At 71.8% G+C, this 13,880-nt stretch carries 14 protein-coding genes; 4 read left to right on the forward strand and 10 right to left on the reverse strand.

Going from position 1 to position 13,880, the window contains the following annotated elements; genetic code table 11:
* The first annotated feature begins 24 nt into the window (after nucleotides 1-24).
* From H3H34_RS02855 to H3H34_RS02870, 4 genes are all read left to right on the forward strand, one after another.
* On the forward strand, nucleotides 25-795 hold the full coding sequence (locus H3H34_RS02855) for a division plane positioning ATPase MipZ (RefSeq protein WP_194743723.1): 771 nt from the start codon (nucleotides 25-27) through the stop codon (nucleotides 793-795).
* Nucleotides 789-1,076, forward strand: coding sequence for a J domain-containing protein (locus tag H3H34_RS02860; protein ID WP_194743724.1), 288 nt, complete (start codon nucleotides 789-791; stop codon nucleotides 1,074-1,076). The genes H3H34_RS02855 and H3H34_RS02860 overlap by 7 nt, the downstream gene beginning before the upstream one ends.
* Complete coding sequence (pgmG, locus tag H3H34_RS02865) at nucleotides 1,076-2,458, forward strand: phosphoglucomutase/phosphomannomutase PgmG (RefSeq protein WP_194744083.1); 1,383 nt, start codon at nucleotides 1,076-1,078, stop codon at nucleotides 2,456-2,458. Before H3H34_RS02860 ends, pgmG begins: the two co-directional genes overlap by 1 nt.
* Nucleotides 2,459-2,744: 286 nt before the next feature.
* Nucleotides 2,745-3,239, forward strand: a complete 495-nt coding sequence (locus H3H34_RS02870; protein WP_194743725.1) for a phasin family protein — start codon at nucleotides 2,745-2,747, stop codon at nucleotides 3,237-3,239.
* Between the two features lie 33 nt (nucleotides 3,240-3,272).
* Here H3H34_RS02870 and H3H34_RS02875 read toward each other — a convergent pair whose 3' ends face one another.
* From H3H34_RS02875 to H3H34_RS02920, 10 genes are all read right to left on the reverse strand, one after another.
* The gene (locus H3H34_RS02875) at nucleotides 3,273-4,049 is read right to left on the reverse strand and encodes a TlyA family RNA methyltransferase (RefSeq protein ID WP_194743726.1); all 777 of its coding nucleotides are present in this window, start codon (nucleotides 4,047-4,049) and stop codon (nucleotides 3,273-3,275) included.
* 98 nt (nucleotides 4,050-4,147) lie between these two features.
* Complete coding sequence (gene dxs, locus H3H34_RS02880; RefSeq protein WP_194743727.1) at nucleotides 4,148-6,118, reverse strand: 1-deoxy-D-xylulose-5-phosphate synthase; 1,971 nt, start codon at nucleotides 6,116-6,118, stop codon at nucleotides 4,148-4,150.
* A 65-nt stretch (nucleotides 6,119-6,183) separates the two neighbouring features.
* Entirely contained in the window at nucleotides 6,184-6,654 is a 471-nt protein-coding gene (locus H3H34_RS02885) for a Fur family transcriptional regulator (protein ID WP_194744084.1), read from the reverse strand.
* Nucleotides 6,655-6,667: 13 nt separating this feature from the next.
* Nucleotides 6,668-7,204 (reverse strand): tetratricopeptide repeat protein, encoded by a 537-nt coding sequence (locus H3H34_RS02890; RefSeq protein WP_194743728.1) that lies wholly within the window; start codon nucleotides 7,202-7,204, stop codon nucleotides 6,668-6,670.
* Nucleotides 7,205-7,229: 25 nt separating this feature from the next.
* Nucleotides 7,230-8,411 (reverse strand): RsmB/NOP family class I SAM-dependent RNA methyltransferase, encoded by a 1,182-nt coding sequence (locus tag H3H34_RS02895; RefSeq protein ID WP_194743729.1) that lies wholly within the window; start codon nucleotides 8,409-8,411, stop codon nucleotides 7,230-7,232.
* Nucleotides 8,412-8,443: 32 nt separating this feature from the next.
* The gene (guaB, locus tag H3H34_RS02900; RefSeq protein WP_207790724.1) at nucleotides 8,444-9,937 is read right to left on the reverse strand and encodes an IMP dehydrogenase; all 1,494 of its coding nucleotides are present in this window, start codon (nucleotides 9,935-9,937) and stop codon (nucleotides 8,444-8,446) included.
* A gap of 2 nt (nucleotides 9,938-9,939) precedes the next feature.
* Nucleotides 9,940-11,190, reverse strand: coding sequence for a tetratricopeptide repeat protein (locus tag H3H34_RS02905; RefSeq protein ID WP_194743730.1), 1,251 nt, complete (start codon nucleotides 11,188-11,190; stop codon nucleotides 9,940-9,942).
* A 109-nt stretch (nucleotides 11,191-11,299) separates the two neighbouring features.
* On the reverse strand, nucleotides 11,300-11,722 hold the full coding sequence (locus H3H34_RS02910) for a hypothetical protein (RefSeq protein ID WP_194743731.1): 423 nt from the start codon (nucleotides 11,720-11,722) through the stop codon (nucleotides 11,300-11,302).
* The gene (locus tag H3H34_RS02915; protein ID WP_194743732.1) at nucleotides 11,719-12,741 is read right to left on the reverse strand and encodes a phosphotransferase family protein; all 1,023 of its coding nucleotides are present in this window, start codon (nucleotides 12,739-12,741) and stop codon (nucleotides 11,719-11,721) included. Before H3H34_RS02915 ends, H3H34_RS02910 begins: the two co-directional genes overlap by 4 nt.
* Nucleotides 12,734-13,828, reverse strand: a complete 1,095-nt coding sequence (locus H3H34_RS02920; RefSeq protein WP_194743733.1) for a hypothetical protein — start codon at nucleotides 13,826-13,828, stop codon at nucleotides 12,734-12,736. The genes H3H34_RS02915 and H3H34_RS02920 overlap by 8 nt, the downstream gene beginning before the upstream one ends.
* Nucleotides 13,829-13,880 lie beyond the last annotated feature (52 nt).

A 13,880-nucleotide genomic window follows, 5' to 3' on the forward strand; every position in this document is an offset into this window, starting at 1 on the left:
CCCAACACCCGCAACGGGGGCAGGATGTCAACGCGCCCGACGGTCATCGTGCTTGCCAACGAGAAGGGGGGCACCGGCAAGTCGACGGTGGCCGTGCATCTCGCCGTGGCGCTCGCGGCAGAGGGCAAGCGCGTGCGCCTGCTCGATCTCGACCAGCGCCAGCGCACCTCGGCCCGCTACATCGAGAACCGCATGGCCCATGCCCGGCGTCACGGCCTGTCGCTTGCCATGCCCGAGGCGGCGGTGGTCGAGGCCGGGGCGGATCCCGCCGCCGCCGTTGCCGAGGGCGGTGCCGACATCCTCGTCTTCGACACGCCGGGCCGGGATTCGGAGGAGGGCCGGCGCGCGCTCGCGCTCGCCGACACGCTGGTGACCCCCATCAACGACAGCTTCGTCGACTTCGACCTCATCGGCCGGGTCAATCCCGAGACCTTCCGCGTCGAGCGGCCCTCCTTCTACGCCGAGACCGTCTGGAAGGCCCGGCAGGCGCGCGCCCGTGCCGACGGCACCACGGTCGACTGGGTCGTGCTCCGCAACCGGCTGTCCACGCTCGAGGCGCGAAACCGCCGCCGGGTGGGCAACGCGCTCCTCGAGCTGGCGCCGCGCGTGGGGTTCCGCGTGGTGCCGGGGCTTGCCGAGCGCGTCATCTACCGGGAACTCTTCCCAAGCGGCCTCACCCTCCTCGACCTGACCCATCTCGGCGAGCCGTCGATGAGCCATGTCGCAGCCCGCGCCGAGCTGCGCGAGCTTCTCGCCGCCCTGTTTCCCGCCGAGACGCGCCGGGCGGCATGCTGAAGTTCCTGCTTCTCCTCGCCGTGCTGGCGCTCGGCGCTTGGCTCCTGCTCCGCCCGCGCCGGGCGGCGGGCGAGCCGATGCGGCTGGAGGAGGCGCGGGCGCTGCTCGGTGTTGCCCCCGGAGCGGATGCCGAGGCGATCCGGCTTGCCCATCGCCGCCTCATCGCCCAGGTGCACCCCGACGCCGGCGGCACCGAGGAGCTGGCCCGGCGCATCAACCTGGCCCGCGACGTGGCGCTCGCCGCCGCCGCGCGCCGGCCATCGGAGGACCGACCGACATGATGGAGCGCCACCGCCTTTCCCCGACGATCCTGCGCGAGTATGACATCCGCGGCATCGTGGGGGAGACGCTCGCGGCCGCCGATGCCGAGGCGGTGGGGCGGAGCTTCGGCTCGGTCGTCCGCCGTGGCGGCGGCAGGCGCGTGGCCGTGGGCCGCGACGGGCGGCTCTCCTCGCCCGAGCTCGAGGCGGCGCTTGTCGAGGGCCTCCGGGCCTCCGGCTGCGACGTGGTCCGCGTCGGCCTCGGCCCCACCCCCATGCTCTACTATGCCGTGAAGGCGCTTCCTGCGGACGCCGGGGTGATGGTGACCGGAAGCCACAACCCGCCCGACTACAACGGCTTCAAGATGACGCTGAAGGACCGGCCCTTCTGGGGTGCGGACATCCGCGCGCTCGGCGCGGCCGCGGCCGATGGCGACTGGGAGACGGGGGCCGGCACCGTGCGCGACGAGGACCTGCGCGACCGCTATGTCGCCCGGCTCCTTGAGGACGTGCGCCTGCCGGCGCTGAAAGTGGGGTGGGATTGCGGCAACGGCGCAACCGGCGAGATCGTCCGCCGGCTGGTCGCCCGGCTTCCGGGCGCGCACCACGTCCTCTTCGCCGAGGTCGACGGGCATTTTCCCAACCACCACCCCGACCCGACGGTCGAGGCCAATCTTGCGGATCTGAAGGCACTCGTCGCGCGCGAGCAGCTCGACCTCGGTCTCGCCTTCGATGGCGATGGCGACCGGATTGGTGCGGTCGATTCGCAGGGCCGCGTGGTCTGGGGAGACCAGCTTCTCCTCGTGCTGGCCACGGCGCTGCTGCGCGAGCTTCCCGGCTCTCCCATCATCGCCGACGTGAAGGCAAGCCGGATCCTTTTCGACGGCGTCGCCGCGCTCGGCGGCCGGCCGATCATGTGGAAGACCGGGCACTCCCTCATCAAGGCCAAGATGCTCGAGACCGGTGCGCCACTTGCCGGCGAGATGTCGGGGCACATCTTCTTCGCCCACCGCTGGTACGGCTTCGACGACGCGGTCTATGCCGGGCTCCGCCTGCTCGAGGCCATCGGCACGCTGGGCCAGCCGCTGGCCGCGCTGCGCGACGCGATGCCGGCCGTCGTCAACACCCCCGAACTGCGCTTTCCCTGCAGCGAGGATCGCAAGTTCCGCGTGGTCGAGGAGGTCTTGGAGCGCCTGCGCGCGGCGGGGGCCGACGTCGATTCAACCGACGGCGCGCGGGTGACGACCGAAGACGGCTGGTGGCTCCTGCGCGCGTCGAACACCCAGGCCGTGCTCGTCGCGCGGGCCGAGGCGCGTGACGAGGCCGGCCTCGCCCGGCTTGTTGCCGAGATCGATCGGCAGCTCGCGGCCTCCGGCGTCGCGAGGGCGGAAGGCGGGCACTGACGCCAGCTTCGCGGCCGCAGCATTTTTCCCTTGCCCGGCACCGCGGGAGTCGCTATGCTGCGATGCAGCAAGAGGGTTGGTTCTGCCCCCGGTGGGGCGCCACCAGATTGCCGTGCCGCCGGAGGAGACGCTCTTGACTGGCTCTGCAGGAGTGAACGGTGGGACGGGCGGGGCTGTGTTCCCGCGTCGTTCGCGGGCCCCCTCCCCGCGATCGCCTCGTCCTGCAGCCCCGCAAGGCGCGGACCTCGCCTCGACCATCCCCGAGACGATTCGAAAGGAACTGACGATGAATGCCGAGACCGTGCTGAAGTCGCTCGAAGCCATCACCCCTGCCGTCGAGAAGGTGACGGCGGATGCGATCGCCCAGGGCAAGGCCAATCTCGAGACCGTGGTCGAGAAGGGCCAGGAAATGATGGGCACCGCCGTCAAGACCGTCGGCGAGATGTCGGAGTTCGCCAAGGGCAATGTGGACGCCATGATGGTGTCGGCCAAGGCCGCGACCACCGGCTTCGAAACGCTCGCCAACATGATCGTCGAGCACTCGAAGAAGAGCTTCGAGGACGCCACCACCGCCATGAAGTCGATGGCGGCCGCCAAGTCGCCGGCCGAACTCTTCCAGCTTCAGAACGAGTTCGCGAAGACCCGCTTTGACCATGCGGTCGCCATGTGGTCGGCGATGTCGGAGACGATGCTGAAGGTCGCGGGCGAAATCGCGCAGCCGATGTCCTCGCGCATCGCCCTTGCCGGCGAGACGATGAAGGGCATGTTCGCGGCCCGCTGAGGCCCGGGCTGCGGCCGGCTTGCCCCGGCCGCCCTAGATGCGTTGAGGAGGCGGTGGAGGGCTCTCCGCCGCCTCCTTCCGTTTGCGCGCGGCCAGCAGGAACTCGACGTTGCCCTCCGGCCCGGTGATGGGGGAGGGCACGAGCCCGAGCGGCTGCCACCCCTGCGAGTCCACCCATGCCGCTGCGGCCTCGCAGATGCGCGCGTGGACCTCCGGGTCGCGCACCACGCCCCCCTTGCCCACCTCGTGGCGCTCCGCCTCGAACTGCGGCTTGACGAGCACCACGAGCAGGGCACCGGGCCGTGCGAAGGCGAGCGGGCGCGCGAGCACCTTCGCAAGCGAAATGAAGCTGGCGTCGCAGGTGACGAGGTCAACCGGCTCGGGCACGTGGCCGGTGGTGAGCTCGCGGGCGTTCACCTGTTCCAGCACCACGACTCGCGGATCGGTGCGGAGCTTCCAGGCGAGCTGGCCCGTGCCGACGTCGACGGCATAGACGCGCGCGGCCCCACGGCTCAGCAGCACGTCGGTGAACCCGCCGGTCGACGCGCCGATGTCGAGGCAGACCAGGCCTTCGGCCGAGAGACCGAAATGGTCGAGGGCGTGGGCGAGCTTCACGCCGCCGCGCGAAACCCAGGGGTGGTCGCGCCCGCGCACCTCGAGCGGCGTCTCCGCTGGCAGCATGGTGCCGGGCTTCTCGACCTTCCGGCCACCGGCGAAGACCAGACCCGCCATGACGAGCGCCTGGGCGCGCGCCCGGCTCTCGACCAGACCCCGGGCCAGGAGCAGCTGGTCTGCCCGCAGCCGGGTCATGGCTGGTGCGGCGCCGTCACTCCCGGGCGTCCTCGGCTGCCGCTGCACGGCCGGCCCGGGCAGATCGACCCCAGCCCTCGAGGCGCTGCCCCACGGCCTCAGGCCCGAGCGCCCTCGCTGACCTCGACGTTGTTGTGGCGGAGCGCGGTCAGCACCGTGCGGACGATGCCGGCGGCGTCAAGCCCGGCCTCGGCATACTGCCGCTCGGGCTTGTCATGGTCCTGGAAGACGTCGGGAAGCCGCATGGTGCGGATCCGGAGTCCGGCGTCGACCCAGCCCTCGTCGGAGGCGAGCGTCAGCACATGGGCGCCGAAGCCGCCGATTGCGCCTTCCTCGATGGTGACGACCACCTCGTGCGTCGCGCACAGGCGGCGGATGAGTTCGACGTCGAGCGGCTTGGCGAAGCGCATGTCGGCAACCGTCGTCGACAGCCCACGGGCCTCGAGCTCGTCGGCGGCCTTCAGCGCCTCGTGGAGGCGGGTGCCGAGCGAGAGGATTGCCACCGTCTTGCCCTCGCGGACGACGCGGCCCTTGCCGATTTCAAGACGCTGGGGCGTCTCGGGAAGCGGTACGCCCACACCCTCGCCGCGCGGGTAACGGAAGGCGATGGGCCCGCTGTCATGGAGGGCGGCCGTGTGCACCATGTGGACGAGCTCGGCCTCGTCGGCCGCTGCCATCACCACGAAGTTGGGCAAAGTGGCAAGGTAGGTGATGTCGAACGAGCCGGCGTGGGTGGAGCCGTCGGCCCCCACGAGCCCGGCGCGGTCGATTGCGAACCGCACGGGCAGGTTCTGGATGGCGACGTCGTGGACCACCTGGTCGTAGGCGCGCTGCAGGAAGGTGGAGTAGATGGCCGCAAACGGCCGCATGCCCTGCGCGGCGAGCCCGGCAGCGAAGGTGACGGCGTGCTGCTCGGCGATGCCGACGTCGAACGCGCGGTCGGGGAAGCGCTCCGCGAACTTGTCGACCCCCGTGCCCGACGGCATCGCGGCGGTGATGGCGACGATCGTGGGGTCCCGCTCCGCCTCGGCAATCAGTGCCCTGGCGAAGACCGAGGTGTAGGAGGGCGGGCCGCCCGGGGCGGGCTTGTGCTGCTTGCCCGTCACCACGTCGAACTTGACGACGCCGTGATACTTGTCGGCCGCTGCCTCGGCCGGGGCGTAGCCCTTTCCTTTCTTGGTCACGACGTGGACGAGGCACGGGCCCTCGGCGGCGTCGCGGATGTTCTCGAGGATGGGCACGAGGTGGGTGAGGTCATGCCCGTCGATGGGCCCCACATAGTAGAAGCCGAGCTCCTCGAAGAGGGTGCCGCCGGTGCCGAGCGTGCGGAAGAACTCGTCGGCACGCCGGGCCGGCTCCTTCAGCTGCCGCGGCAGCGTCTTCTTCGCCAGCTGCCGCACCGCATCGCGGAACTCGAGGAAGGTGTTCGACGAATAGATCCGCGCAAGATAGGCCGAAAGCGCGCCAACCGGAGGCGCGATCGACATGTCGTTGTCGTTCAGCACCACCACCAGCCGGTTCCCGGCCTCGCGCGCGTTGTTCATGGCCTCGTAGGCCATGCCCGCCGACATCGCGCCGTCGCCGATGACCGCGATGGCCTTGCCCGGCGCGCCGGAGAGCTTGTTGGCGATGGCAAAGCCGAGCGCGGCGGAAATCGAGGTGGACGAATGGGCCGCCCCGAAGGGGTCGTACTCGCTCTCGGAGCGCTTGGTGAAGCCGGACAGGCCGCCGCCCTGGCGCAGCGTGCGGATGCGGTCGCGCCGGCCGGTCAGGATCTTGTGCGGGTAGGCCTGGTGGCCCACGTCCCACACCAGCCTGTCCTCGGGCGTGTTGAAGACATAGTGGAGGGCAACCGTCAGCTCGACCACGCCGAGCCCTGCCCCGAGGTGCCCGCCCGTCACGCTGACCGCATCGATGAGCTCCGCCCGGAGCTCGTCGGCCAGCTGGGGGAGCTGGTCGGGGCGAAGGCGCCGGAGGTCGGACGGCAGGCGGACCTGGTCGAGAAGCGGCGTCACGGGGCGACCGGCTGGGGTTCCGGGCGCGTCCGCGCCGTGGCTCGTTGCTGTCATGTTGCCTGTCTAGCCATCCGGACCGGAGGTGAAAAGCTGCAAACCGGAGGGGTGCGTCGGGGGCGTCAGCCGTTGCAGCGATGGCACAGCCCCTCGAGTTCGAGGACCGAGCGGGCGGGTACGAACCCCCGCGCTGCGGCGTGCCTGCGCATCTCCACGGCCAGCCGGTCGTCATCCAGGTGGTCGATCTGCCCGCAGCGGGTGCACACAAGGAAGATGCAGTCGTGGGAACAGTCGGGGTGGATGTTCGCCACATAGGCGTTCCGGCTCTCGACGCGCTTGGCGAGGTTGTTCGCCACGAAAAGGTCGAGGATGCGGTAGACGCTGTTCGCCGCAATCCGGCGCCCCATGCGGCGCGAGACGTCCTCGCTCACGTCATAGGCCGAAACCGGCCGCTCGGCGCTCGCGAGGCTCTCGAACACCCGGGCGCGCAGCTCGGTCCAGGCAACCCCGCCGGCCGCGAGCCGCGCTTCCGCGGCATCGCGGAGGCCGGCCTCGCCCGGGTGCGGGTGATGGTGTTCCGCCAGCCGTTCCATCGTGTCCACGCGGTCAGGGCTTGCGCGGCGCCGGCTCGGCACGGGCCTCGACGACGCTCTCGCTGCGCGGCGCCGGTGCGGCCAGCGCGGACTGGATCCGCCCGGCCGCTGCGCAGGGGGCCGGGCAGAGCTGGCGGATGCGCTCGAGGTTCGCCTCGGCGCGGGCCCGGGCGCCGCGCTCGATGAAGGCGTGCGCCTGGCCCTCGAGGGCGGCGATGTTGGTCGGGTCGATCGCGAGGGCCTCGCGGTAGAAGCGGGCGGCCTTGCCGGGAAGCCCCTGCGCCCGGGCGACGGCCGCGAGCCCGAGGTAGGCGGCAACGTTGCGCGGATCGACCGCGAGTGCCGTTTCGAACCGGTCCTGCGCGGCGTCGAGCTGCTTCTGGGCGAGCAGTGCCTCGCCCTTGGCCACGAGCGAGACCGACAGCGGCGCCAGCTGCGAATCCGCCTCGCCGCGCTGCAGCTGGGGGGTGCGCGCCGCGACTGGCGCCGCGCTCGCCGAGACGAGGGCAAGGGTCAGCAGCGCAGACAGGACATGTCGGATGTCGGCCATCGGAAACCTCCCGCGAGACGCCCGTCTAGCACGGCGGGTCGAAACTGGCGATGAAAAAGCCGTCGCAGCCGTGGCTCCCGGGGCTGAGCGCGAGCGTTGCCGCGGGCGGCACGCCGGTCTCGGCGGCGAAGGCCGTCACGACGCCTTGTCCCTCGCGGGGAAGTACCGAGCAGACGGCATAGACGAGCCGGCCGCCCGGCCGCACCAGCCGGTGACCGAGCCGCAGCAGCCGCGCCTGAAGCGCCACCAGCCGGTCGAGGCGCTCCGGCGTCAGCCGCCAGCGCAGCTCGGGGTGCCGGCGCCAGGTGCCCGAGCCGGAGCAGGGAGCGTCCACCAGCACGAGGTCGGCCCGGCTCCGCCAGTCGGCAAGCTGCTCCGGCTCGCGGCCCGGGTCGAGGAGCCGGGTTTCGATCATGGAAAGGCAGCCGGCCCGGACCGCACGGGGGCCGAGTGCTGCCAGCCGCTTCCGGTCGGTGTCGGTGGCGAGAATGCGGCCGCGGCCCTCCATCGCGGCCGCAAGCGCGAGCGTCTTGCCTCCGGCGCCCGCGCAGAGGTCGACGACCTCCGTACCCGGGCGGGCGGCCGCAAGCGCGGCGACCAGCTGGGAGCCGGCGTCCTGGACGGCAATGACCCCGGTCGCGAAGAGCGGATGGGTCTCGCCGAGCGCGCCGGCCGGGAGCCGGAGCGCATCGGGAAGCGGGATTCCGGCAATGCGGACCGGCTCGGAAGGGCAGGGCAGGGCAGCGGCCACTTCGGCGACCGGGCGGCCGGCGAGCCGGTTGACCCGGATGTCAAGCGGCGCGCGGCCGAGCAGCGCGGCGAGCTCGCCCTCGAGCGCGGGGCCAAAGCGTTCGGCGAGCTCCGGCATGAGCCAGGCCGGCGCGCGCGAAGGCGGGGCCCGGGGCTCCTCGGGGGCGGGGGGCGCGGGCGCGCGCTCCGAGCCGTCGAACAGGGCGAGCGCCTTCGGGTCCTCGGCCTCGAGCAGGCCGAGGAGCGCAGCCCGGCCCGAGACCGGCCGCTCGCCGGCATGGCGGATGGCGCGCCAGACGAGGTCGCGGATGGCGGCGCGGTCCTTCGCGCCGATGTAGCGCCGGCCGCGGAAGTGGCGGCGGACGATCGCGTCGGCCGCAGCGCCCTCGTCGCGCGCGGCCACGCGGATGTCCTCGAGGATCTCGATCACCTCCTGAAGCCGCGCGGGTCCGCGCAACCCGCCCTCCCTCGGCCTGCCCGCGCCGGTCCCTAGCGCGTGGGGTAGTTGGGCGCCTCGCGGGTGATGGTCACGTCATGGACGTGGCTTTCCCGGAGGCCGGCGTTGGTGATGCGAATGAAGCGCGCCCGCGCCCTCAGGTCGGCAAGCGTCGCTGCACCCGTGTAGCCCATGGCCGCCTTGAGGCCCCCCACCAGCTGGTGGAGCACGTCCTTCGCTGGCCCCTTGAACGGCACCTGGCCTTCGATCCCCTCGGGCACGAGCTTCAGCTGGTCCTTGATGTCCTGCTGGAAGTAGCGGTCGGCCGAGCCGCGCGCCATGGCACCCACCGAGCCCATCCCCCGGTAGCTCTTGTAGGCCCGGCCCTGGTAGAGGAAGGTCTCGCCGGGCGCTTCCTCGGTGCCGGCAAGCAGCGAGCCGACCATGACCGCGCTCGCGCCCGCGGCGAGCGCCTTCGCGATGTCGCCCGAGGTGCGGATGCCACCGTCGGCGATGACGGGAATGCCGGCCTTCGCTGCCTCCTCGGCGCAGTCGAGAATGGCGGTCAGCTGCGGCACGCCGACGCCGGCCACGATCCGGGTGGTGCAGATGCTCCCCGGGCCGATGCCGACCTTGATGGCGTCGGCCCCGGCGTCGATGAGGGCGCGCGTCGCCTCGGCGGTCGCGACGTTACCGGCCACCACTTCGACGGCATTCGAGCGCGCCTTGATCCGTCTCACGGCCTCGCTCACGTGGCGCGCGTGGCCGTGTGCCGTGTCGACCACGAGGAGATCGCACTCGGCGTCGATGAGCGCGCTCGAGCGCTCGTAGCCTGCCTCGCCCACGGTGGTGGCGGCCGCCACCCGCAGCCGGCCGGCCGCGTCCTTCGTGGCATCCGGGTAGGTGACGGCCTTCTCCATGTCCTTGACGGTGATGAGCCCGATGAGGCGGTTCGCCTCGTCGACCACCAGCAGCTTCTCGATCCGCCGCTGGTGGAAGATGCGCTTCGCTTCCTCCTGGGTGACCCCGGGGCCCACGGTCGCCAGGTTCTGCGACGTCATCAGCTCGGCGACGGGCTGGTTCAGGTTCTCGGCGAAGCGGACGTCGCGGTTGGTGAGGATGCCGACGAGCCGCCCCGGCTGCCCGGGCGGCGAGGGCTCGACAATGGGGATGCCCGAGATGGCATGCGTGCGCATGAGGTGCAGCGCTTCGCCGAGCGTCTGGTCGGCAGTCATGGTGATGGGATTGACCACCATGCCCGATTCAAAGCGCTTCACCTGCCGCACCGCCTCGACCTGCTCGGCGATCGAGAGGTTGCGGTGGAGCACGCCGAGCCCGCCCATCTGCGCCATGACGATGGCCATCTGCGCCTCCGTCACCGTGTCCATCGCCGCCGACAGCAGCGGGATGGCGAGCTGGATCTGCCGGGTGAGGCGCGTGGCCGTGACTGCCTCCGAGGGCAGCACGGAGGACTCGGCGGGAACCAGGAGAACGTCGTCGAACGTCAGGCCGAGCCGGATCGGCGGACTGTCCTCGAGGAGCGCCAAGGTCAGCCGCGCTGGCTCGACCAGATCTGCCAGTAGCGCGCGAGCTGCGCGCGCGGCGCGCCCTTCACCGCCGCCAGCGCCGCCTCGGCTCCGGCCTTGTCGCCCTTCCGCGCGAGCGCGATGCCGATGCGGGTGTTGACCACGTCCGCATCCACGCCGCCCTTCTCGAGCGCCAGCCGATACATCTCGACCGCCTTGTCATACTGGCTGTAGCCGAGGAAGGCGTCGCCAGTGCCGAGCGCCACGCGCCCGTTCTTGGCGGTGCGCGCTTCCTTCTCCGAGGCCGGAAGGCTGGCCTTGTCGGCCGGAAGCCGGCTGTTTGCCGCCGTGTTCAGTTCCCTGATGACCGGCTTCGAGAGCTGGAGCGCGCCAGCTGCCACGCCCTCGTCGATGACCGCCTTCGCCTCGCCGGGCAGACCGCGCATGACCGCCGTCTCGGCATATTCGAAGAAGTCCCGCTCGCCGGCAAGCGCAGAGGCGGCGCGGGCGAGGCGGAGCGCGTCAAGGTTGGTCTGGTCGTCGAGCTTCGACGTCTCGCGGAAGATGAGGAGCACGTCGCGCCAGTTGGTGCTGTTGGGGTAGGCCTTGACCAGCGCCTCGCTGGCAGAAGCGATCTCCGCCGGCATGTTCGCATCGTAGGCGATGGCCAGCGCACGGCGGTACCAGGTCTCGTCGGCCTTGGTGCCCGAAGTGCGCTCCTTGGTCGCGATCGCCTGCTGGAGCGTCGCGACCGCGCGGCGGTTGTCATTGGCCCGCCGGTGGAGCTCGGCGATTTCGGCCATCACGTCGGCGTCGTTGGGGTTGATGGCGAGGTAGCGCTCGAACTGTTGGGCGGCCTTCGCCATGTCGCCGCGCTGGAGGGCGAGGCTGCCGAGGTTGCGGATGAACTTGGGCTGGTCCTCGGGCGCGACCCGGCCGGAGGCCAGTGCCTGCTCGATGCCGGCCTCGATGAGCGCGTTGTCCTGTGTGCCAAGGCCCGAGTTGATGCGGAGCATGCCGATCATGTAGCTGTCATCGGCATTCTTCGTCGGGATCGCGTCGGCCTGGTTCAGGAGGCCGATGGCGGTGGCGTGGTCGTTCGCCTGCTGCGCCTGCTGCGCCTGCGCGAGAAGCGGCTGGACCTCCTTCGAGAACTTGAACTTCGGCGCCGCCGTCTTCTGCTGGCGCTGGGCGTCTGCCGGTGCAGTGACCACGACGCTTCCCGCCGCCAGCAGGAGCGCGATTGCGGTGAGGCCCGTCCAGCGCGTCATCATGCCTGCTCCCATGCTCCTGCTGCCCGTCGCGCGGCTCTCCGTCCGCGCTGCCCGCGCCCTTCCCACCGCCGTCCGCGCCCGTCAAGCGGGCAAGCCGCGGAGACGCGGATCAGGTGGCGAGCGTCGGCGGGTCCAGCCGCTCCGCGGCGGCGTAGTCCTTCAGGAACGCCCGGCATGCCTTCGCGAGCGCCGGGTCATGGGCATCCGCCCAGGCATGCAGCGCTTCGAGCCCCGAGAAGAGATGCTCGAGGCGCTCGTCGAGCGTCATGGCGCTGGCACGCGCGAGGAGTTCGGCAAGGTCGGCGCGCAGGGTGATGTCGTCGGGGTCGGCGGCGGCAAGCAGCGCGGCAAGCCGCGCGCCGGCCGCCATGCGGCGTTCGGCCAGGGTGACCACGTCGCTGGCGGCAAGCAGCAGGATGGCGGCGATGGTCTGGGCCGTCTTGCCGGCATAGCTCTCCCCGAGCGCCGGCGAAACCACCAGGGCCTGGCCGAGCGCGAGCGTGCGGAGCAGGTCCTCAGGGGGAATGTTCATGCGCCAAGCGAGTCGAGCATGGCCGCCACCTGATGGTTGTGGAAGCGGTAAGGGTAGTAGGCGGAGAAGACGAGAACCGGGTCGACCGCGCGCATGCTGGCCACCTCGAATCCGCTCGTCAGCCAGATGACGAGCCCCTGGAAGCCGGCGAACAGCCGCCACCAGGTCCAGGAGGCCTCGTCGAACCGCCGGCCCGAGGCGGCTTCCCAGGCCGCCACGGCCTCGGGCAGCGGCAGGAGCGCCCCGACCCGGCCCTGGCCGTGGAGATCGCGCTCGCCGTGGCTCCACAGCGGGTCCGCCGCCCAGGCCAGGTCCTCCATCGGGTCCCCGAGGTGCGCCATCTCCCAGTCGAGGAGAGCAAGGAGCCGCCCTTCGGGCGAGAACAGGAAGTTGCCCGAGCGGAAGTCGCCGTGGACGAGGGCGGGCGGCCCCGAGGGGTCGGGGCAGTGGGCGATGAGCCAGCGCAGCGCCGCGCGGGCGATCGGCTGGGGGTGCCGTGCATGGACATCGAGCTCGGCGGCCCAGTGGGCCAGCCGCTCGGCAGGCGGCTGAAAGGGCAAGGCGGCCCGGTCGTCCTCGGCAGGCGCGAGCGCGTGGAGTCGGCCAAGCGCGCCGAAGACCTCGGTACCGAGCGGGCGGGCGTTTACGCCATAGGGGTCGGCCTCGAAGAGACCCGCGGCGCGGCCGCCGTCGACGCAGCGCATCAGGAACCCAGGCGAGCCGAGCCGCTCGCCGGCCGCGTCGAGGAACAGGGGCTCGGGTACCGGGAGGCCGGCCGCGTGCGCGCGGGCGAGGGCGTGGAACTCGGCCGTGCGCGAGGTGCGGATGAGGCTCGAGACGGGGTCGCGCCGCATGACGAGCCACGCCGAGCGGCGGACCCCCTCGGCACAGAAGCGCCAGGTCTCGCGGCCCGCGCCGCCGTGGAAGCGGAACAGGTTGCGGATGACAACATGTTCGTCCCACAGCTCGGAGACGAGGCTCGCGAGCCGGCCTTCCAGACCCTCGAGCCCGTCAAGCAAGGTCGAACAGCTCCGCAAGGCCCGACGGCCGGTGGGGCCCGATGACCAGCTGCTCGAGGACGCCACGGCCTGCGAGCGGCGGCTGGCCCTCGCGGCGGAGCTCGGCGGCCACCGGTGCCTGCACGTGCGCATGAAGCGGTATCGCGGGGTCGATCGTCGCCACCTCGACCCGTTCCGTTGCGACCGACAGCTCGCCCTGGAAGAGCCCGTGGCCGCGCGTGGGGTGGCCGTAGCCCAGGCCCGACATGAGGAAGGGCGGCTCGGGAACGAGCCGCGCCTCGAGCGCCGTGCCGTCGGGCAGCCGCGCGGCCAGCGTGCAGGCGGCGGCCCGGCGCGTGCCGGGGGCAAGCGCAAGCGCGAAGGACGGGTCCCGAAGCCGCGTTTCCCGGCCCGTCGCGTGGTCCACGAGCACCGCCGAGCGGTTCCACGGCTCGCCCTCGGCATCGTCGTTGGTGTGGGCGAAGAGCGAGAGGCCCTCGAAGACGAGGGGCGCCCAGAGCCAGAAGAACTGCGGAACCGAGCCGGGCGCGAGCGGCTGCGGATCGGCCGCGCCGATGGGGCGGACGCCCCAGCTCCGGTCGCGCGTACCCCGGAAGCCTTCGATATCCACAGTCCGGCCGTCGAGCGTGACGTGCCCCGACCAGCGGACGTTCTGGGTCATCCGCGTCACGTCCATGAGCGTCCGCGCGCCCAACCGGCGGAGGAAGCGCGGCTCCTCGATGGGCGGGTGCAGGCCGGTCATGACGAGTTCCGCGCCGATGCCGTCGGTCTCGGCCACGCGGACGGCGAGCTCGCGAAGCGGCAGCCGCACCTCGACGGCAATGGGCCCGACGTGGGTCGCCATCCGCTCGTGGCGGAGAATGCGCGAGGCGAAGACCGAGCGCTGCACCCCCTCGGCCAGCACGCTGAAGGCGGCATCGAGGATATCGAGGTGGGGGTAGACGCCAAGGGCCGCGGCGAAGACCAGCCGGCCGTCCGGGCTCTGGCCCTGGAAGAAGTAGCGATCGTAGAAGTTCCGGTCTGTGCCGGCGAATGCGATCGGCTCGCTTCGCTGGTGAAGCGGATAGTCATCCCCGGCCGTCAGCACGGCACACGCTCCCGTCGCGATCTCACGCGCCCTCCCGCGCCGGCTCCGACCC

Origin of the sequence: Thermaurantiacus tibetensis (genome assembly GCF_015354055.1) — a bacterium.
GTDB lineage: Bacteria > Pseudomonadota > Alphaproteobacteria > Sphingomonadales > Sphingomonadaceae > Thermaurantiacus > Thermaurantiacus tibetensis.